This window comes from Campylobacter concisus (genome assembly GCF_003048535.1).
GTDB classification, from domain to species: domain Bacteria; phylum Campylobacterota; class Campylobacteria; order Campylobacterales; family Campylobacteraceae; genus Campylobacter_A; species Campylobacter_A concisus_S.
Genome location: NZ_PIRQ01000001.1, coordinates 68,270 through 89,710, shown reverse-complemented (window position 1 = coordinate 89,710; position 21,441 = coordinate 68,270). Strand labels below are relative to the sequence as shown.

At 35.3% G+C, this 21,441-nt stretch carries 16 protein-coding genes, 8 tRNA genes and 1 pseudogene; 10 read left to right on the top strand and 15 right to left on the bottom strand.

Annotation, left to right across the window (positions count from 1 at the left end):
- Position 1 precedes the first annotated feature (1 nt).
- From CVS93_RS00495 to CVS93_RS00440, 12 genes and pseudogenes are all read right to left on the bottom strand, one after another.
- A tRNA-Val gene (locus CVS93_RS00495) sits at positions 2-77 on the bottom strand.
- 18 nt (positions 78-95) lie between these two features.
- Positions 96-171 (bottom strand) — tRNA-Glu (locus CVS93_RS00490).
- 13 nt (positions 172-184) lie between these two features.
- A tRNA-Lys gene (locus CVS93_RS00485) sits at positions 185-260 on the bottom strand.
- Positions 261-399: 139 nt separating this feature from the next.
- Positions 400-484: transfer RNA gene (locus CVS93_RS00480), tRNA-Leu, on the bottom strand.
- Between the two features lie 15 nt (positions 485-499).
- A tRNA-Arg gene (locus CVS93_RS00475) sits at positions 500-576 on the bottom strand.
- 13 nt (positions 577-589) lie between these two features.
- Positions 590-666 (bottom strand) — tRNA-Arg (locus CVS93_RS00470).
- Between the two features lie 6 nt (positions 667-672).
- A tRNA-His gene (locus CVS93_RS00465) sits at positions 673-749 on the bottom strand.
- 9 nt (positions 750-758) lie between these two features.
- A tRNA-Pro gene (locus CVS93_RS00460) sits at positions 759-836 on the bottom strand.
- 424 nt (positions 837-1,260) lie between these two features.
- The gene (locus CVS93_RS00455; RefSeq protein WP_107686154.1) at positions 1,261-1,983 is read right to left on the bottom strand and encodes a TerC family protein; all 723 of its coding nucleotides are present in this window, start codon (positions 1,981-1,983) and stop codon (positions 1,261-1,263) included.
- Complete coding sequence (gene purN / locus CVS93_RS00450) at positions 1,976-2,563, bottom strand: phosphoribosylglycinamide formyltransferase (RefSeq protein ID WP_107686153.1); 588 nt, start codon at positions 2,561-2,563, stop codon at positions 1,976-1,978. Before purN ends, CVS93_RS00455 begins: the two co-directional genes overlap by 8 nt.
- On the bottom strand, positions 2,545-3,948 hold the full coding sequence (locus tag CVS93_RS00445; protein ID WP_107686152.1) for an NAD(P)H-hydrate dehydratase: 1,404 nt from the start codon (positions 3,946-3,948) through the stop codon (positions 2,545-2,547). Before CVS93_RS00445 ends, purN begins: the two co-directional genes overlap by 19 nt.
- 2 nt (positions 3,949-3,950) lie before the next feature.
- A pseudogene (locus CVS93_RS00440) lies at positions 3,951-4,505 on the bottom strand (ATP-binding protein); the annotation flags it as partial.
- A gap of 308 nt (positions 4,506-4,813) precedes the next feature.
- Here CVS93_RS00440 and CVS93_RS00435 point away from each other — a divergent pair.
- From CVS93_RS00435 to CVS93_RS00390, 10 genes are all read left to right on the top strand, one after another.
- Positions 4,814-5,458 carry a TnsA endonuclease N-terminal domain-containing protein gene (locus tag CVS93_RS00435; RefSeq protein WP_103559941.1) on the top strand — a complete coding sequence of 215 codons (645 nt, stop codon included), beginning with the start codon at positions 4,814-4,816 and terminating at the stop codon, positions 5,456-5,458.
- Positions 5,451-7,349 (top strand): Mu transposase C-terminal domain-containing protein, encoded by a 1,899-nt coding sequence (locus CVS93_RS00430; RefSeq protein WP_103559942.1) that lies wholly within the window; start codon positions 5,451-5,453, stop codon positions 7,347-7,349. The genes CVS93_RS00435 and CVS93_RS00430 overlap by 8 nt, the downstream gene beginning before the upstream one ends.
- Before the next feature lie 12 nt (positions 7,350-7,361).
- Complete coding sequence (locus CVS93_RS00425; protein WP_103559943.1) at positions 7,362-8,255, top strand: TniB family NTP-binding protein; 894 nt, start codon at positions 7,362-7,364, stop codon at positions 8,253-8,255.
- Complete coding sequence (locus CVS93_RS00420) at positions 8,252-9,217, top strand: TniQ family protein (RefSeq protein ID WP_107686151.1); 966 nt, start codon at positions 8,252-8,254, stop codon at positions 9,215-9,217. Before CVS93_RS00425 ends, CVS93_RS00420 begins: the two co-directional genes overlap by 4 nt.
- A gap of 202 nt (positions 9,218-9,419) precedes the next feature.
- The gene (locus CVS93_RS00415) at positions 9,420-11,276 is read left to right on the top strand and encodes a TonB-dependent receptor domain-containing protein (RefSeq protein WP_103604732.1); all 1,857 of its coding nucleotides are present in this window, start codon (positions 9,420-9,422) and stop codon (positions 11,274-11,276) included.
- A 32-nt stretch (positions 11,277-11,308) separates the two neighbouring features.
- Positions 11,309-12,271: an ABC transporter substrate-binding protein gene (locus CVS93_RS00410; RefSeq protein ID WP_103559946.1), complete on the top strand. Its 963-nt coding sequence runs from the start codon at positions 11,309-11,311 to the stop codon at positions 12,269-12,271.
- A 32-nt stretch (positions 12,272-12,303) separates the two neighbouring features.
- On the top strand, positions 12,304-13,353 hold the full coding sequence (locus tag CVS93_RS00405; protein ID WP_103593417.1) for an ABC transporter substrate-binding protein: 1,050 nt from the start codon (positions 12,304-12,306) through the stop codon (positions 13,351-13,353).
- Positions 13,346-14,347, top strand: a complete 1,002-nt coding sequence (locus CVS93_RS00400) for a FecCD family ABC transporter permease (RefSeq protein WP_103604734.1) — start codon at positions 13,346-13,348, stop codon at positions 14,345-14,347. Before CVS93_RS00405 ends, CVS93_RS00400 begins: the two co-directional genes overlap by 8 nt.
- Positions 14,347-15,081, top strand: a complete 735-nt coding sequence (locus tag CVS93_RS00395; RefSeq protein ID WP_107686150.1) for an ABC transporter ATP-binding protein — start codon at positions 14,347-14,349, stop codon at positions 15,079-15,081. The genes CVS93_RS00400 and CVS93_RS00395 overlap by 1 nt, the downstream gene beginning before the upstream one ends.
- Complete coding sequence (locus CVS93_RS00390) at positions 15,078-15,872, top strand: class I SAM-dependent methyltransferase (protein WP_107686149.1); 795 nt, start codon at positions 15,078-15,080, stop codon at positions 15,870-15,872. Before CVS93_RS00395 ends, CVS93_RS00390 begins: the two co-directional genes overlap by 4 nt.
- A gap of 321 nt (positions 15,873-16,193) precedes the next feature.
- Here CVS93_RS00390 and CVS93_RS00385 read toward each other — a convergent pair whose 3' ends face one another.
- The 3 genes from CVS93_RS00385 to CVS93_RS00375 all read right to left on the bottom strand — a co-directional run bounded on the left by CVS93_RS00385 (position 16,194) and on the right by CVS93_RS00375 (position 21,344).
- Positions 16,194-16,889, bottom strand: coding sequence for a pentapeptide repeat-containing protein (locus tag CVS93_RS00385; protein ID WP_103559950.1), 696 nt, complete (start codon positions 16,887-16,889; stop codon positions 16,194-16,196).
- A gap of 53 nt (positions 16,890-16,942) precedes the next feature.
- Complete coding sequence (locus CVS93_RS00380) at positions 16,943-18,664, bottom strand: Tn7-like element transposition protein TnsE (protein ID WP_107686148.1); 1,722 nt, start codon at positions 18,662-18,664, stop codon at positions 16,943-16,945.
- Between the two features lie 184 nt (positions 18,665-18,848).
- A complete protein-coding gene (locus CVS93_RS00375) occupies positions 18,849-21,344 on the bottom strand; it encodes an NACHT domain-containing protein (RefSeq protein ID WP_107686147.1) in 2,496 nt (831 codons plus the stop codon).
- Positions 21,345-21,441 lie beyond the last annotated feature (97 nt).

Below are 21,441 nucleotides of genomic sequence, written 5' to 3'. Positions count from 1 at the left end.
ATGGTGGTCGCTATAAGACTCGAACTTATGACATCCACCTTGTAAGGGTGGCGCTCTACCAACTGAGCTAAGCGACCTAAAATTTAAAAAATATCTGGCGACCCTTAGAGGATTTGAACCTCTGTTTCTACACAGAGAAAGTAGAGTCCTGAGCCACTAGACGAAAGGGTCATAAACCCAAAAATGGTGTCCTGCGTTGGATTCGAACCAACGGCCCCCTCATTAAAAGTGAGATGCTCTACCGACTGAGCTAGCAAGACATTTGCTTAAAAAAGAATTGAGATTATACAAAAAACATTATTACATGTCAAGAAACAAGAAAAAGTACCTAATACTTTCTATAACAAAGGCTAACTTTAATTTTTAATAACATAAGATTATCTCAAACTATAAAAAGAATGGTGCGGATGAAAGGACTTGAACCTTCACGCCGTGGGGCACCAGATCCTAAGTCTGGCGTGTCTGCCAATTTCACCACATCCGCACAACAATAATAAAGTGGTACGCCCATCAGGATTCGAACCTGAGGCCTACGGCTTAGAAGGCCGTTGCTCTATCCAGCTGAGCTATGAGCGCATAAAGTATTAAGTGGCGCGCCCGATAGGAGTCGAACCCATAACCTACAGATCCGAAGTCTGTCGCTCTATCCAATTGAGCTACGAGCGCCCAAAATGGGGTGAGTGATGGGAATCGAACCCACGACCCTCAGGACCACAATCTGATGCTCTAACCGACTGAGCTACACTCACCATTTAACATGGTCGGGGTGAAAGGATTCGAACCTTCGGCCCTCTGGTCCCAAACCAGATGCGCTAACCAGACTGCGCTACACCCCGCCTGAGTCGTGTTTGTAAGTTTATGCCACTACCTCATTAAAAAGTCGTATTCTAACTTGTTTTTTTTATAAAGTCAATTAAAAAACACTTAAATTAATAGAAATTATATATAAAAAATAATTTGATCAAAAATATTAATTAGCGCTTTACTAAATACATAATCTTTTAAACGAGCTAGCTTTCTATGCTTCTCTATTTTGCTATCTACTACAAATTTAACCTTTATTTCACGGATTTTTAGTAGCTTGATAAGAATATTTTAACTAATATGCAACGAAACAAACATTGATCTATTTTCTATTACACCTTTCATGCTTATCAAAATTTTACCTTTAAATTTAAACAGATTTATCTTTTCGGGCTAGAATTTTTTGATTAACATTTTATCCATCATATCATTAGCTTTTTCATCATCGTAAAAATATTATTTAGCTAACACTTTCTTTTTAGCATAGATATTTATGCTTTCTACTGCCAATGAAAACGCCATCGCAAAATAGATATATCCCTTTGGAATATGAAAACCTAATCCTTCTGCAACAAGAGTTATACCCACAAGCACCAAAAATGCAAGTGCTAAAATTTTTATTGTTGGATTATTGTCCACAAAATTAGAAATACCTTTTGACGCTAGCATCATCACGCCAACTGCTAAAATAACAGCTATGATCATTATCTCTATATGCTCAGCCATTCCAACAGCTGTGATAACACTATCAAGAGAAAAAACGATATCCAAAACAGCTATCTCACTTACAATAACCAAGAAATTTGCATGTAATTTTTTACTATTTTTATGTTCTTCGCTTTCGCCAGAAACACTAGAATGTATTTCAAGGGTTGATTTTACAAGTAAAAATAGACCGCCCAGTATAAGCACCAAATCTCGGCCGCTTATGCTAAATTCTGCGATAGTAAAGAGTGGCTTCGTAAGCTTCATGATCCAAAACAATGAAAGTAAAAGTAAAATTCTAGTCACCATAGCTAGCCCTAAGCCAACAATCCTACCACTGCCGCGCTGCTGCGGAGGTAGTTTACCTACCAAAATAGCGATAAATATAATGTTATCTATGCCTAAAACTATCTCTAAGCCAGTTAACGTAAGTAGTGATATCCACGCTTCTGGCGAACTAAACCATTCAAACATTTGTTTCCTTTATTAAAATTTTTATTATGCTCTCAGGCAAAATTTCATGCTCTATCGCATGGATTTTGCTCTCCCAATCCTCCAAGCTCATACCATCTTCTCTTTCAAACGCTCTTTGTGCGATGAGTTTACCTCCGTCAAGCTCCTCGCTCACGTAGTGAACGCTCACACCACCTATCATCATATCGCTCTCAAAGCTCTCTTTTATTGCATGAGCACCCTTAAAAAGTGGCAATATAGAAGGATGTAAATTTATGGCTTTTATCTGTGATGTAAAAACAGGAGTTAATATCCTCATAAACCCAGCAAGCACTGTTAGTTCAGCGCCACTTTTTAAAATTTGCTCCACAACTGCAGCGTCAAATTCTTCTCTATTTGCAAATTTGGCACTCTCTATTATCGTCGTATCAAGCCCAAATTTCTTAGCACGCTCTATACCGTATGCGCCCGGCTTGTTGCAGATACAAAGGCAAACTTCGATCTTTATGCCATTAAAAATTTGATTATGAACTTTTTTAAGTATCGCTTCTAAATTTGAGCCACTACCGCTAAAAAGTACGGCTATCTTTTTCGTAAGCATTTTACTCCTTTTATAATGTCTGTTGGCTCGAGCGCGTAGCTATTTTTTTTGAAATTTTTAAGGCTTAGTGCATGAGCTAGTGTAGCCGAGATGGCAGTATCCAGTGGCTCGTAGCCTTGAGCTAAAAGGGCAAGCACAAGTCCGCTTAGCACGTCACCACTGCCACCTTTTGCAAGTATATTTTTACCATAAGGCATAACAAAAATTTGCCCGTCTTTGGCGATTATAGTGTTTGCTCCTTTAAGTACTAGCACGGCCTTAAATTTCTCACTCCAAGCCTTAGCATAAGCAAATCTATTTTCTTGCAATGTTTTTACGTCAATATCTGCTATATTACAAAGCTTTAAAAGTGAGCAAAATTCCTTTGGATGGGGCGTTAAAATACAGTTTTCATTTAATAAATCAAGCACTTTTGGACTGTAAAAGATATCAGCGTCAAGAACAAGCTTTTTGCCCTTTAAAATTTGCACATCAAGCTCTTCTATGCCCTTTTCACCAAGTCCCATGCCAACTGCTCCAGCGTTCATTTTCTCACTTATCTTGCTTGCTTGCATAATATGTGTTGGCAAATTTAGGTTCTCATTACTTATCACACTAACTAGCCCAGCCCCAAAAGCAAATGCCGCCTTTGCGCAAAGCATGCTAGCTCCTATGTGCTCGCCAGATATGATAAATGCGTGGCCAAAGTCGCCCTTATTTACGCATTGATTTTTTCTATTTGGAAGCACGAGGTCGCACTTTTTAAGCAAGTGATAGTCGCTCTTGCACTCATAGTTTTGAGCGCTTATACCAAGATCAGCGACCTTTATCTTGCCAACAAAGTCTTTTGCAGCATCGCTATAGAGCCCAAGCTTTCTAGCTCCCATTGTGATCGTGATGTCCGCTTTTACGCAAGCACCTAGCATCTTGCCGTCACTACTTAGCCCACTTGGCATATCACAAGCGATAGTGTAGGCAGAGTTTTTGTTTATCTTTGAGATAAGCTCTATGTGATTTTCGTCTAAATTTCTATTTAAACCAGAACCAAAAAGCCCGTCTATGACGCATTTTGCGCTATTTAAGCTATTTTCTGCGTCTTTACTCTCTCGCACACCAGCAGATTTAGCTCGCTCAAGCTGCTTAATGGCTAGTGGCTTTAAATTCTGACTAGCTAAGATAAATTCGCATTCAAACTCGCCCTCTAACATCCTTAAAGCACAAAGCACGTCAGCACCGTTATTCCCACCACCGCAAATGCCAAGCACCCTCTCGCCTTTTTTAAATTTCTTACGGATGAAATTTGCTATGCCAGCGGCAGCGTTTTCCATTAAAAGCTCTTCACTAAGGCCAAATTTCTTGCTCACTCGCTCGTCTAAAATTCTTGTATCCAGATATAAATTTTTCATCTTTATGCCCTAAAACTAAGCGCCTCTAAGATGTGGGGCTTTAAAATTTGCTCGCTCTCATCAAGATCAGCGATACTTCTAGCCACTCTAAGTGTTCTTTTTATGCCTCTTTGAGAAAGATTGTACCTCGAGGCCGCCTTTTGTAAAATTTCTCTTGCTTCATTATCCAGTAGACAAAATTTTTCTACTTGTGCGTCATTTAGCTTGCCATTTAGCTCATCTTGATCGCGTTTTTTTTGAAATATAAAGGCTTTTAAGACCATCTCACTCATCTGCTGTGAGCTCAAACTTGCCTTGTCACCTGGCGAGCTCTCATCCATCGCGACTTTTAGATCGATGCGGTCAAGCACTGGGGCTGAAATTCTTGATTTGTAGTTTTTTATCTCATTTTCGCTGCATTTGCAATTTAGATTGCGAGAGAATAAATTTCCACAAGGGCAAGGATTTTGAGCGGCTACGAAGATAAATTTAGTCTCATAAGTCACTTTTGAATTCACTCTTGCGATATGGATTTGATTGTCCTCTAGTGGCTCTCTTAGGCTTTCTATCACCTGCTGTAAGATTCAATAAAAGTTGCGAATGAATAAAAGCGATTGAGAAATGCATTATGTAAAATCATTGCCCTATTTTCAGTTAAATTGATACTATTTTACTATTTTTTAAAATTAAAAACAAGCTACTAGAAATTCAATAAAAGTTGCGAATAGTTCAATAAAAGTTGCTAAAATATTATAAAAATTCAATAAAAGTTGCTAAAAAGTTTTAAAGGCGGTATAATACATGTATAGTATTTTAAAAAATATAATTGAGATATAGAAAACAATTAATTTCACTAGATCTAAAGTAAATTAATAAAAAGGTAGCTATGTCAGTACGAAAAATTCCAAAAAACTATCGCTCATCCACCGGAATATTTCAGAGTCTGAAAAACAAGTCGCCTATCTCCTATGAATCTTTGCTCGAAAGAGACTTTTACTTACTTTTAGAATTTAATCATGAAGTGCAATCCTATGAGGAACAACCGCTTACAACACAATATGCCTATAGAAATTCAATTTACAGATATACCCCTGATTGTCTAGTACAATACTATCCAAATTTTAATAAGCTTCCATGCGTATTTGAAATCAAATTTAGCGAAGAGCTTAAAGAAAAGAAAGTTTTTCTCGATGCAAAATTCTTTCAAATTGAACAATATCTGTATGAAAATGATATGAATTTTAAAATATTTACAGAACTAGATATAGATCCAATATATCTTGAGAATGCAAAACTAATCTACACATATGCTAATCTTCAGAGCACCAATGCGGTCAAAGACGCATTTAACTTGTGTAAAAAATATTCAGGAAAAACACTTGCATATATTTTAAACCAAATTAGCGACAATAGGCTAAGACAAGCAGAATTCATTCCCTATATTTGGTATTTAGTTTTTTCTTCAAAGCTCAAAATAGATATGTATAAGCCTATAAATTTTAATACTCCAATAAGGATCTGCGATGAATAAGGTGCAATATGCTATAGGCATGCATATTTTTTATAACAATGTAGAATATATAGTTGTTAGACAAATTAACTTTCAAGAAATCATGGCACAGAATATTTCAACTGGAGAAAAAGCTATTCTCCCTATTCAAGAAATGACAAAAGAGTCTCAAATTTCCAATCAAGAAGATAATCAACAAGACATCAACCCCTTAGAACTAAGTTCAAATGACTGGGACGAAGCCAACAAAAGACTAGAAATTATAAAGCCTATCTTGGGTGTAGTCACCAATAGAATTAAGGCCATCAAGCAAAGGGCTGCTGAATATAACTTGCACCCAAGTACAATTTATAGGTGGCTTGAAGCATACAAAAACTCAGGCAATCTTCTAGCTTCTATAGCCCCAAAAAATCAAGCCAAGGGAGGCAGAGGACGTCTTAGAACAGTTGAAGAGGTGGAATTGATAATTAAAAAAACAATTGAGGAGCTATATCTCTCGAAACAGAAATATTCATCAAAAAAGACATATATGGCGATAGTCCAAAGATGTAAAAATGCAAAAATTAAGCCGCCTAGCGAAAACACGGTACGCTCCAGAATCCAGTCGCTGTCGGACAAGGAAGTTCTTAAACGAAGAGAAAGCGCTAGAATGGCCGACAGAAAATATAGAAATACAGATGGTATGTTTCCAGCAGGAAAATATCCGCTTGATTTTATACAAATCGACCATACCCCAATGGATATTATTGTTGTAGATGAAGTGTACGGACAGCCTATAGGAAGACCATATTTGACCATAGCGATGGATATTTATAGTAGAATGGTCATGGGGTTTTTTATAAGCCTAGATGAACCTAGTTATTTTTCAGTCTCACAATGCCTTACACAAGCAATGCTATCAAAAGAGAAATATTTAAGAAGCCTAGAAGTCGATGGCGAATGGAATATTTGGGGGATTCCTAAAACAATAGGACTCGATAATGCGGCAGAATTTAGAGGAAAGGATTTGCAAAGGGTTTGTGAGCACTACGGCATAGAGTTAAATTGGAGACCTGTTGCAAGACCGCAGTTTGGTGGTCACATAGAAAGGATTATAGGTACCGCTATGAGAGAAGTACACACTCTGCCTGGCACCACTTTTTCAAATATTCAGCAAAGAGGAGAATATAAATCCGAAAAATATGCCACTATGACGCTCAAGTCTCTTGAAAAATGGCTTACCGAATACATCATAAATGTTTACCACAAACAGATACATAGCGGCATAAATTGTACTCCAGAGCATAAATACGAGATAGGAATATTCGGCGATGGCAAAACATCCTTGGGTAGAGGCCTGCCTGAAAGAATTGCTGATGAAGATAAATTTAAAATTTCGCTACTACCTACTATTGAACGCACAATCCAGCAATCTGGAATTAAAATAGATAGCATTCAATACTATGCAGATGCCTTAAGAAGATGGATTAGAGCCAAAGATAAAGACAAGAAAGCTAGAAAATTTATTTTCAAAAGAGACCTAAGAGATATAAGTACAATTTGGTTTTATGATCCTGAAATAAAGGAGTATTATCCAATTCCTTTTAGGAATATATCCTATCCTCCAATATCAGTCTGGGATTTAAGGGCTATCAAAAAATATCTTGACGACAACAATGTAACTGGATACGATGAAGTGACTATCTTTTCGGCATATGAAAAAATGAAACAAATCGAAAAAGATTCTGCGCAAAAAGTAAAAAGTATAAGAAGGAAGCACTCCGCACAAAAACATAGAGATACGAAAAGGAAATTTGATAATATACCAAAGACCAAATCTAAGTCAAATGCCTCATCTGATGCTGAAAATGACATATCTTTATCTGATTTATATAAAGATGTTGAGCCTTTCGATGATATAGAGATTTTATAAAGGCAACAACCTATGGAAAACCAACATTTAATTCAACAAGCACAAGATGCATTATTGCTTACAGATGAAGAAAGAATTGCTTTTATGTTAAACGAGAAGTGGTTTTTATACCCAATTGCCAAAGAAATTCTAAAAGAATTAGAATTTCATCTTAAGCATCCCAAAAAAAATAGAATGAAAGGCAGGCTTATTGTTGGCGGAACCAACAACGGAAAAACGTCTATCGTAAATAAATTTATTAGAAGCCATATGCCATATGATGATGAAAATGTCAAAATAACGCCAGTAGTAGCGGTGAGTGCGCCCGAAAGCTCCAATCCATCAGACCTATATGGAAGTATTTTACACAAGCTAGGGGTCCCATATAAAAACACAGACAGAGCTACAAAAAAGAAAGAAAAGGTTGAGGGAATATTTTTACTATGTCGCACTAATATGCTTATAATCGATGAAATACACAATATTATAGTGGCACCCGTACAAAAACAAAAAGCCTTTATGGTGGCATTAAAAAATCTTAGCAACGAGTTAATGATACCCATCATATTGGTAGGCACTGCCGATGCACTACATGCTATAAATACAGATTCACAAATAAGTAATCGATTTCCGCCACTGGTTGTACCAAAATGGAAATACGATAGATCTTTTTTATCCTTACTGGCAAGCATAGAAAAAACTCTCCCTCTAAGAAAACAATCAAATATGGCCACCTCAAAAGAGATATCAAATTATATTTTAGACTACTCTGAAGGGTATATAGGAGAAATTATAGATTTAATAAACTTAGCTGCTCAATATGCCATAGAACAAAAAATTGAAAGCATTACCATGGAAACACTTAAAAAATCTAATTTTGTGCGCCCTTCTATGAGAAAAAATATTACTGATTTTATAGAAATATGATAAGCCATGTTACTAGATTTATAAATTTAAACGATAGGGACTTTGTGATTCATCCAAAGCCTCAAGACGACGAATTACTATCGTCATGGCTAGTAAGAGTAGCTCTAGCAAACGATGCAGCAGCTACATCTTTTACTAACATGCATTTTAGAGAATATGCAAGAAATATTATCTGGCAAAGGGATTTGGATATATGGTGTCCTCAAGATCTTATGAAGCGACTCTCGGAAAAAAGTCATTTATCAAAGGAGCAAATTCTAGATATGACATTAAAAAGCTATGAAGGAAAACTACAAGAACATATTAATGGTAGAACCAGAACTCGCTTTGTACAGCCCCTTGGGAACTATTGCCATATAAAAAGAAATGGCGGATTAAGATTTTGTCCCAAATGCCTAAAGGAGGATACAGTACCCTACTTTAGAAAGACATGGAGACTTTCTTTTTATACAGCATGCATCAAGCACGACTGTTTTCTGCACAGCAGATGTCCTACATGTGGCTCTCCACTAGTAATTTATAAGCATTACAACGAAAGAGACTTTACTTTTTGCTATAAATGTGGCACCGATCTTAAAACGGCACCTGCTCATACTATAAATAAACTTTCTTACGGGCTTAAAGCAGTAGAATGTTTGCTACAAATACTAAGTGAGGGCTACGGTATAAAATTCGGAAAAAAAGTAGCGTCAATCGATTTTTTTCATTTTTTAAAACAGATTAATAAAATGATTTATTTATGGAGAAAAACAGATGGCGTATTTGAGAACGAAATATTAGGAGATGTCATAAAATTTAATACTACAACTAAAAATAAATGCTATGAGGACTTTATAACCATAGAAGAACAGTATCTACTGTATTCCGGCTCTTGTTTTTTGATTCAATCAGATTCAAATTTTAAAGATTTTATTCAAAATAATCACATATTGCAGTGCCATATATATAAAGATTTTAGATAAAAATAGGTATTTGAATATAAAGATATAATTACCATTAAACCTATTTAAAAGGCCACAGTAATCCGCCCCCTGCTTAATATTAACTTCTTTACATAGATATTTAATTATTATTCCACATCAAGTTTATTTAAAAATTATTGCACTACAATTCTTTTTGATATTTTGATATAAAAAATCATAATTATATCTAAAAGGATTTCTAATGAGATTAGCTATCAGTCTGGCTGCGGCTACGATGGTACTGTTTGCAAACGGTGCAAATCCCGACGTTATAAAGCCGATAAAGGATTTTACGCCTCCGCCACCTTATACGCCAAACATCGCTCAAAGCGCGTTTCCCGAAAATCAATTCAACCGCGTGCCAAGGGATGATTATTTTTTTGTGACGGATTTGCTCGATAATTCGATGGACAAATTTCACGTCGCGGGCGGATTTTACGGCAGGACGTTTTATAGTTCGGGACTTTTTAAATACCGCGGTGCAAATTTCTATACGATTTTAAACGCAAACTTTTCTAAAGCCAATCGCTACAAAGACGGTGGCGGCAGGGAATGGAACTACGGCTATGCCAGGCAGGGGCAAAGCGCGGTCGTGGGTTTCGTGCCTAGTGAGCTAAGTGAGTTTAGATTTACGCTAGTGCACGATAATATTGACGATGACAAGCAGCCTCACCATACTGCCGACTCGATAAAGACGCAACGATATATCGGTAAGTTTAACGCCAGGCTAGGTAAAGAGGATTTATCTAATACGTTAAATTTTGAAATAGCATTACGCGACGTGAGCAGAAGAAACGACAATTATCATTTGCGCCGCGCAGACCCTTCTAATATGGTAAAGGTAGAAGTAGATAGAAAGATTATAGATACGGAGCTAAAATACGATGTTGATTTTTCAAACTGGCACAATGTGGTCGGTACAGGATATCAGCACGATAATCATGAGGGCAAAAGATATCGTAAAATAGGCAATGATTGGGTTTTAAACGGCTTTAGGTTTGCAGACGTAACGAATAAAAAAACGAGAGTTTTTGATACGCTAAGCTATAAATTTACTGACGCGCACAAGCTCAGCCTAGCTCTAAACTACGACTGGATGAAGTCGAATTTAAATGATTTAAATACGGTTTATAACGGAGCAAGCGCGATAAATACCGTCGCTAAGCTTATTAAACAAATTTACGGCAAAGACTTTGACGGCAACATAAAACAGAATGGCTTAAGCGCTAGCCTAAAATACGACTTCACGCCCAATAAGCAAGATAATTACTATGTGGCTATAGAAAGTCTTTATCGTATGCCGAGCAATATGGAACGCTTTAGCAGTCTCTATGGGCCGACTACTAGAGGCTGGATCAGCAATCCGTTTATTAAGCCAGAGCGCCACAACCGCGTAAATTTGGGCTTTACCTATAAGAGCGAATTTTATAAAGAATACATGAGCTCGCGTCAGGGCGAGGATAGCTTTAGTCTGGGCGGGTACTTTATCGCAGACGACGCGCAGGATCTAGTTATCTACGATCGTCGCCACTCGGCCGCTGCCGCGCCGATGAATAAAAACGCCGTCATCACGCGCAACGTTGATGCTAGGATTTACAGCGTAAATTTGCGCGGGGAGTATAATTTCGCGCGAAATTTCGGGCTAAAAACTTCATTATTTTACAACTACGGACAAAACAAAACCGACGGCAGACCGCTCTATCAGATCCGCCCGTTTGAGGCAAATTTGGCCTTTGATTACAAGGACTACGCGAGCTTTGGCAGCTACAATATCGGCACGGCGGTGCGCTACGTAGCAAAGCAAAATAGAGGAGATTTCGATAAAGCCACCGGCTTTGGCATCGACAAGCGTGAAGCGGCTAAGAGCTTTACGACGATGGACGTTTACGGCGGATTTGAGTTTAAAAACAGCTGGGGCGTGAGGCTTGGCGTGACGAATATCTTTGATAAAGATTACGCCGAGTTTATCAGCGGTGAGCACGTAGGAGCGCTAGATCCTGATCCTGTGGTGCACGCGCCGGGGAGGGCGGTGTTTGTCAGCTTCCACTCTAGTTTTTAAAGACAACTATCTGTATAGCAAGGAGATACAATATGAATAGACGAGGTTTTTTAGGATTTGGCGCGGCGATTGGTGCTACAGCTCTTGCGCCGAGCCTTTTTGCGAAGGAAAATTTCACGATGTGGGGCGCGCCGGCAATCCCTAGCGTGATAATGGCCGTAGCAAGCCTACAAGGCGAGCTAGCAAAGACTCATGACGTGAGGTTACGCATTTGGAATAGTACGGATCAACTCCGAGCAGGCGTAGCTAATGGGGAAATAAAAATCACTATGGCGCCATCAAACGTGGGAGCAAACATGCGAAATCACGGCTTAAATTTAGCTATGCTAAATTTGCTTAGCCTTGGTACGATACAAGCCATGGTAAAAGATGAGAATATAAAAACTTTTGAAGATTTTATCGGCAAAAAATTAATAATTCCTTTTAAGGGTGATATGCCTGATTTGGTTCTGCGAGCGCTTTGTAAAAAACGAGGAATAGATATTTCCAAAATAGACATTACGTATACGCAGACGCCGCCGGAAGCTGCAGGATTATTTTTACAAAAAGATTATGATATTTTAATCGCCCCTCAACCTCTTCCGGCAGCAACCATACTGCGCGGGAAGAAAATGGGGATAGCGGTACATTACGGAGTAGATATTCCTAAGGTCTGGGGAGAAAGCTTTAATACCAAGCCGTACATTCCGATGGCGGGCATTATAGTCGACGTAGATTTTTATAAAGCAAATTTGCCTCTATTTGATACGCTTCATAGCGACTTAACTAACGCTCTATCTTGGATCAAAGATAATAAGCAAAGTGCTGCCAAAATAGGAGCCGAATATCTACCGGTTCCAGAGCCGGCACTGGTTAATGCATTTGATAGGGCAAATTTGACGGTAACAAAAGCTCGCGATATGCAAGATGAGATAATGTCATTTTTTGAAACTATTTTTGAGTTTAATCCAAAGCTTTTGGGCGGTAAGATGCCCGACAAGAGTTTGTTTCTATAATTAAAGATAAATTTATAAAAAAGGATAATGTCATGTTAAAACATATTTTGTGTTTATTATTTGTTTCTCTAAATATTTCGTTTGCTATGACAAACGAACAGATTGATGAATTTATATCAAAAAATAGCGTAGATATTCAGACTTTAAATGGAGTCCCAAATAAAGTTTACGCCAGTAATCCACCGTTACTATTTTTGCTATATACCGTTGCTCCCGAGAAAGTCAGCGGTATAAATTCTAGTTTCGGTAAAAGAGAAAAGCCGTATCTAAAAGAGAGTATGATTAACCAGCCGGTAGTAGGAGGATTTTTCGGGCAAGGCAAAATTCCAAATATGGAAATGCTTTTAAAGCTAGATCCTGATTTGATATTAGTAAATTCTGACTCTAAAAATACTCAAAAGAAATTCAAAGAAACCCTGGGTGGCATAAATAAACCTATGCTGTACTTAAAAGGCTATGAACTAGAAGATTACATTGACTCTCTTGAGGTTTTGGGCAAAATTTTAGATAAGCAAGATAGAGTAAAAAAGCTAATAGAGTATTCTAAAAAAACCATGGATATTTCAAAAGAGCTTAATGAATATATAGTAAAAAACTCAGTTGTTAAGCCTAAAATATACTATGCCGAAGATCCAGACGGACTAGCTACTGAATGCGAGGGCTCATGGCATACTAGGCTTATAGAGCTAAGCGGTGCCGAAAATGTACATAAATGCAGTGGAAATCCGGATGCTACGGCTTATGGGCACATTAAAATTAGCTTTGAACAAATAGCCGAATATGATCCTGATATTATATTAATTTTCGAGAAGAGCTTTTATGATAAAATCTATGACGATCCTAAATGGCAAATACTAAAAGCCGTAAAAAATAAAAGAGCTTATTACTTACCTCGCGAACCATTTTCTTGGTTTGATCGTCCGCCTTCATTTATGAGATTCATAGGGCTTAAATGGCTTATAAATTTAACTCACCCTGATGTATTTAAATTCAATATGAATAAGGAAGTTAAGGACTTTTATAAATTATTCCTAGAGGTTGACATAAGCGATAACCAAGTAAAAGAGCTTATAGGTGAGTAAAAAAGCCTTTACGTTTTTAAGTATCTTATTGCTAGGGTTTATGTTACTTTCGGTACTAATAGGAAAATACGGCTTTAATGCGGAAGATTATCTAACATATTTTAAAGCCGTTATAAAAGGCGAAGACTTGAAAAATTATCAAGTTATGCATACTTTGATAACGGAAATTCGCCTTCCTAGAATAATGGCCTGCATTATAATAGGCGCTAGTTTGGCTATTTCTGGCTCAGCATACCAAGCCATGTTTGTAAATCCTCTAGTAAGTCCATCAATACTTGGGGTTTTAAGCGGTGCCGGATTCGGCGCCGCCATAGGAATGTTTTTCGGATTAAACGAATATCTCATTCAGCTTAGTACCTTTGCGTTTGGTTTTATAGCGGTACTGACGGCCTTAAGCATATCGGCCTTTTATTCACGCTCTGGCAGTATTATAGTATTGGTTCTAGGAGGTGTTATTAGCGGTTCTCTTTTCACATCATTACTATCAGCATTGAAATACGCAGCCGATCCAAATGACTCATTGCCGGCTATTACTTATTTTTTAATGGGTAGCCTAGGGTTTGCTTCGAAGAATTTTATTCAAATTTCGATTCTACCGATGTTTGCGGGAATACTATTGTTGGCCTTTAGCGGCAAATATTTAAATGCACTGAGTTTGGGAGAAGAAGAGGCTAAAAGTCTGGGCATAAATGTTGCTAGGGTTAAAATTTTCGTTATTTTGGTTGCTACTTTTATCAGTGCCCTAAGCGTAACGATAGCCGGTATTATCGGTTGGATAGGTCTTATAGTTCCACATATGGCTCGTTTTATATTCGGAGCGGATAATCGCGCCGTATTGTCTAGTTCAGCTATGATAGGTGCTATATTTTTACTTTTTTGCGATAACTTTTCGAGACTTATGTTTACTTTTGAAGTCCCGATAGGTATAGTAACTTCACTGTTTGGAATACCTATATTTATTCTAGTGCTTCGTAGAGCTAAAAAGAGTTTTTAATGATAGAAATCAGAAATCTAAAATTCGGATACAAAGATAAGAATATACTAAACGGTATAAGTTTTAGTATCAAAAAAGGCGATACGCTTAGTATCTTGGGCGCAAACGGTAGCGGCAAAAGCACTCTCCTGCGTATTATGCTTGGATTTTTAAAATTTGAGGGTACGGTAAATATATGCGGTAAAAGCGTAAGGAATTACGAAAAAAAAGAACTTGCAAGGCTTATAGCCTACGTTCCTCAAACGCATGCCCCGTCATATGAATATAGCGTATTTGATATAGTACTAATGGGCGCATTGTGCAGAACGTCTTTATTTTCTAACTTTAGCCTTGCCGATAAAAAACTTGCCGAGTATGCATTGGAAAAAATGGGTATTTTAGAGCTAAAAGATGAACTTTATACTAGAATAAGCGGCGGACAAAGGCAGCTGTCATATATCGCTAGGACCTTAGTGCAAGGCGCCAAAGTTATTTTTATGGACGAACCTACGACCGGGCTTGACTTCGGCAATCAAATTAAACTACTTGAAATGATAAAGACGCTAAAAGACGAGGGGTATACTTTCGTACAAACCACTCATTACCCTCGTCACGCTAAATTTGTTTCAAATCTAGTATTGTTTTTAAAAGATGGCAAGATACTAGATTTTGGAAAGTGCGATGAATTGATAAATCCATCAAATATAGATAAGATTTACGGAATAGATTATCAAAAATATGAGGACAAATTATGATATTACCTTCTAATTACGATAGGCTGGATTTCAATAAGCTTTATAAGGAGCAAAGAACAAATAGCTCTTTTATTAGGAAATCAGTAGCCAAATGGGACGTTAAGGCAGCAAGCTTTAGTAAGAGCGTACTTAAGAGCGACTATGTTAAAGACTTTATCTCAAGAGTCGATTTTGATGGCGCAAGAACGCTTCTTGATTTCGCATGCGGTGCCGGAGCATTAAGCATAGCTGCAGCAAATAAGGTAGATAAAATTTACGGTTATGATTTTTCGTCGAAAATGCTAGAATTCGCAGAACAAAACTCTCGGGATTTTAATTGTAAAAATATTGAATTCGCGCAAAAAGCATTCGAAGACGACTTTAGCGACGTACCTGAGTGCGATATTACGTTTGCATCTCGTTGCCTTGACGTAGATGACTTAAAACAAGCCCTAGAGAAATTACTTTCAAAGACGAAAAAAGCCCTTTATATTACTTTTAAAGTCGGTAGTTTCATTAACGAAGACGTTTTAAATGCTCTTGGAAGCAATATTGAAAAAAGACCAGACTTTATATATTTAATAAATATTTTATTCCAAATGGGATATCTTCCAAAGCTAGAGTATATACAAACTTCATGCGGTGATGGAATACCTGAAACTATCGACGATCTTGTTAAAAAAATACAATGGGGACTTTCGAGAGAGCTTACGGAGCCAGAAGTTTATAATCTCAATAAGTACTTTAACGGCAACCGCTTTGAGCGAAAACAAGAATATATGAACTGGGCTTTCATAAGAGTAGATAAATGATAATTTTATAATTAACTGTTATGGTCAATAAATTTGGATTGGTCTTAAAAATATCATATATTTATAGTTAGTGATATTTGAGCATACGGGATACGATGGCAATTCTTTAAGATGCCTGATATATTAATGCTAGGTTTTTACGCATTATTAAAAAATACATCCTATTGCTAAACACAGAGCCAATGTAATGCAAGGTTTTATAGCACATTAATGTAAAAAAAGAGACAACCGTCAAAACATCTGATACCATAGGTAGCACCTCCGCTAATTTTTGTATTACAAACACCTTTAACTCGCATCAGTCCGTAGACGAGTGTTTGATTAGCTTATAGAGCCCTGTGTGGCAATAGAACCGAGTTCATTTATTGTATCATTTTTTTGTTTTTTATACAATATTTTTTTAATATAGCTCAATGTATGAAAATCACAAGATATATGGTTAAGGCTTGATAAATTATTTACTAGAAAATTTTCACCAAATTCTGATACCAATATATCGACCGATAGTGTATTTATTGCATCTCTTTTTTGAAATAATACGCTAGAATTTTTTATAAAGCGGTTATTGCGAAGTTTATCAAAAGCCTTTAATAGCTCTTTGCTATAATTATTACTACTAGGAAAAGCTGTTAATATTTCGGTATTTTTTAAATTTCTTTTACTAATAATTTTTGATAAGCCGCTTGTGCATACTATTTTACAATTATAAAATTTGCAATTTTTAATTTTACACTCCTTGAAAACCGAAGATGAAATAATTGAATCTTCAAAAAGTGCATTCGTTAAATTACATTTTCTAAAAAGCGTTCCATTTAATAAACAAGATCTTATTTGGGCTTCATAAAAACTGCAAAATTTAAATTTTGTTCCAATAAAAGAAGTGCCGTCAAATATAGTGCCGGAAAAATTGGTTTTATAGCTGCATGATTTATTAAAATTTTTATATATAAATTTCCTGCCACTCCTATCCACGCAACTATAACTAAAAGCTTTTTTATTTTTGTCGTTTACGGGCATGCAACCTCTATCTATTAATTTTTATTCGTATTTATAGATTATATTATAATGAGTCATTTTTCTTGATATCTCTCCAGTACGCATTTTAACCTCTTGCCCCAATCTTGTATCTTTTTCTCACGTGTATCATATGGATGGTATAAATAGTATTTGGTCATTTTAAATTTTAAATCCTGCAACCAACTATTACTCGTTTTTGCAATGTTTGTGACTATTTCTTGCACGATATCCTCATCTATACTATTATAATAATCCCTAATTAAAAGCGTACTAAGCGTTTCTAACAATTTGTCTTTTTGTATCTCAAGAATAATGTACCTACAATTTTTGTAGTATATCTCAACCACTATATACTTTCTAGGAGTCACTCCATCCAACATTGTAGCCCTCTTCCACGCATGCCTTCCTCGATAGTTTTTTGGTTTTTGAGGCAAGTCCTCGCATTTTAAAATTTTGTATGAAAAATCGCAATAAATATCAGAGCAATACATCAACATGGCTTTTATGTCTTCAATAGTTATATAACTTCCGGTTTCTTGCTCACTATCCTCGTCTTCTTTTTTCAAGTGCCCCTCTGTAGTATTTAGATCGCCCTGCACTTCCGCGTCGTTTGAGCTTAGATCTAATTTGTCCTCCTGCAATTTATCACTTCCTCGTACTATTTCTCTACTTTGGTCTTCTTCTGTAATCGTTTCAAATTCAATAGTTTTATTGAGCAGATCTAACTTTGCCTCTAAATTAGCATCCTCATCTTTATCTACTATACTTACTGAACTATGTAAAATATTGGGGGTTCTTTCATTGAGTTGATTCGTTAAATCTTTCTTGGACAGCTTTGTGCTTTTTATCACACCTATTATATCTTTTTTTCCTCCAGGAAGCTCTCTAATAACTTTAAGCTGTTCAAATGGATAAAACGAATTTTCTTGCAAGATTTTTAAAACAAGCAATGATCCATCACTTAATACCTTAACTCTTGCCTTAAAATTTATTTTTCCAGGTACTGGAAAATTTGCTTGAATAGTCATCGTATTTGGCGAGCCCACAAAGTTAGCACTTTGTTTCCTATGCTCAGATAATATTTTGCTAGCAACCATATCTCTTCTTATTTGTAGCCACATATTATTAGCTCTTTTGTCTATAACAAATCTATATATATTTTCTGCATCAATATTATTTGCATTGAATTTTAAGTATATTTTACCAATCCCATTATCTAATGTTGCTCTTTTATAAAGGCCATCCAATGAACTATTTTGCCCCTGAGTCTCCGACATAATTTGTCTAGCCATCGATGCTGATGTAAAGTAGAAATATCTTGCGATTTCATAGTGTGGAAAAATAACCGTTCTTCCAGATAAATTATCTGTAAAGGTTGAATATTTTTGCTGATTTTTATGCCAACCAATATTGTATTTACCTATTTTCTCAGGCAGCTCACTCATAAACTTATCTAAAATAGGTATATTCTTAAGATTTTTGGTCACCAGCAATCCATCGCCGATACTTATTTGAAAATTGTGAATATCTCCTGCACTGGTTCCATTTTTTTGCTGGTTTTCAATAACAGTACCCAACGGGAAAGCACAAATTTCTTTTAGGTTGAAAAAAGATAGAAAATATTCGGGTTTATCTTTGAATATCTCTTTTAAAATGATTGGGATACTAAAATTCGTTTCGTTTTGATAAATATCTCCATATGAAAAGACAATCAATTTTTTATTTTTTGGTAATTTTGTCAATATCAAATCTTGCAAATTCACACTTTCATTCATTGTCCAAAGCCCTCTGAGTACTTCTTAGAATCTATTTTTATTCTATTCTAAGCTTAAAAATTTATATATAAAAGATCATCTTTATATACCACGCAATAAAAAAATTGTACAGTATACCTATTCTCTTCGATTTTTTAATTTTCCTGCTAACATTTTAACTTTTTACCTATGGCATACAAACATATTAATTTGCCTTTTTATGTTTGTAGCATGGTAGTTTTTTAAAGTCCTTCTTCTTTTTTGTGGAAAATATGCTTTTTATCAATTCGGGGTATTTTCTCTTTTGCCTATTAACTATTTTTTTTATACATAAGTTAAGATCTTCTTTGTTGTCTAATTTATTTTTATTTTTGAATATATCTATTATTACAGTCAACAACAGATTATTTTCAATATTTGACATCCTATTTATTTGCGGCAAAAACTTAAGCAAAATATCGCCCACATATTCTTTTCCTAATAAATCTATATTTGATAGTATGTAGATGGTGCAAAAGTAGAGCTTATTTTCATCTGGCTGTAAATCTATACTACTATCAGATATTGGAGCATTTGCAACCTCAGAAATTATATTTTTTACTTCGTCAACAATGAACATACTAGAATAATACATTCCGGTTAAATGGAGCATTGCTATGCTACTAAGTATTTTTGGTGGATTTGTTATTTTTAGAATCTTCTGGAATATAGAGTTAAGGTCATCTTTTAAATTTAAAGAATTGTTTATTGCCTTTTCTATAACCTTATTTTTTATAGTATTTTCGGTCATCCAACCATATTGTAGAAGCTTACCTAAAAACATTATATTGATATTTTTTTCAAATCTGTCTTCCAAGGACTCTATCCTACTACTTAATTTTTCCAAATCTTTTTGATTAAGCTTTGTTTTTAACCCAAAATAAAAATAAGCAACATCCTCCCATAGGCCATCAGAAGTATACAAATCAAACAATATGTCAAACTGATCAATATCATCTAACTCTTCTTTATTGTCCCTAAAATATAATGCAATAAAATAATCTAGAAATGATTTATGCGAAAAGGACATATTGCCATTTTCGTCTATTTTAATAAGAGACGTTCTAGTAATAGTATCAATAAAACTGCGCTTATCCGTTATAAAATTATATTTATTACAAAAGGAATTGACGCATTCGCTAAAATCATTTTTGCTAACGATAGTCTTATCTTGTTTGAAAAAATATTGATATGCGAAATTAGCTAGAAAGTCTTTTTTTATTTTTGGCTCAAAAAGTTTATCAATATCAACATCTGTCGTTTTATATTCACCAAAAATTAGACTGACATATCTGTTGTATAACTCCGTAATGGATGCTGGAATCTCATGTTTTTCTTTTACAACATCCATTAAAAGCTTTAACGCCAAAGGATAGAATGGTATTTGTCCCTCTAGTTCGTTTATGCTTTTTTCTACAATATTGATTGATATATTGTTTGCTTTAATTATTTTTTTAATGAGAGATATCGCCTGATTTACACCGTATGGCAAAAGCTCATAATTCTCATATTCGAAAAAAGATTCTATTATTCCATAGTTAATTCTAGATGTAAAAAGTATATTTGCATTATTGTTACTCTTGCTTAAATAACTTTCTATATTACCCTTTATCTTATCTCTTATTTCATTTCCTACTTCATCTATTCCATCTATAATAATTAAATTTGGCTTTATGGCAATCATATTACCATAAAAAGATTCTATAATATTGGAAAAATTATGCAGTGAACAACTGTTGATAAAATCAATAGCCCTAAAACATACAGGTAATGCAAAATCCTTCTTTTCTTCCAAAAGGATGTGGTTCTGGTTTTCTTTTAATAAATAATTTATAGAAATGAGTACCATTTTAAATACTAAAATGGACTTTCCAGAGCCTGCATCGCCGGTTAGTAAAAATTTCTTTTTAGTTTTTGACATTAATATTTTTAAAAAAGAATCAAGAGTTTCTTTCTTGCCAAAAATTTGTTCGCCTATCCTATTGAGGGTATTTTTATCATTATCGCTTATTATTAGCTCTTGTCTGCTTCTCGTAATTTTTTTAATATTTGGCTGAATAAAATACTCATCGTCATTATTGTCTCCCAGGAATTCTTCTATTTTTTCTATGCGATCCAACAAAAATGATTCCATACTCCCATTAAAAAAGAATTCTGGATAATATTGTTCAAATAAATTTATTAACCTTGTAATATCCATAAATTCGGTATTATTTTTATAGGGAGCCTCTTTTATTTCATATAGGATTTTTTCTTGAGCATTCTGTGTAATTGTTCCGAGATTAACAATACATACATCGGAGATGGTTACCATTTCATTTTTATCATTCAGTTTCGCTGGTAAATTAAAAGCCTGCTTGACTTGTGTTACTACTTCTGTTGTTTTTCCAGATGCTTTACCATCTAGTTTTTCTAAAGCCTTTACAACAAAGGCTGTATACTTTTTATTACCAGTAGATCCATCATACTCCATAACAAGGTCTTTACCATTCTCATTCGATCCTTGTAAAATCTCTATATATGGATTTTTTTCTTGATGCATTTTTTCTAATAATTTCTTTAGAATATGGTGAAATTCATTTTCTTTACCTAAAAATCTCTGCAGTCGCTCCTTCTTGGTATCATGACCTAATTTCTTTGCTTTTGTATTGTAGTCAACCATGAAATAATCCTTTTTAAAATAAAATATTTTAATAAATTATAAAAACAACATATGTTCGCAACTTTTATTGAACTATTCGCAACTTTTATTGAATTTC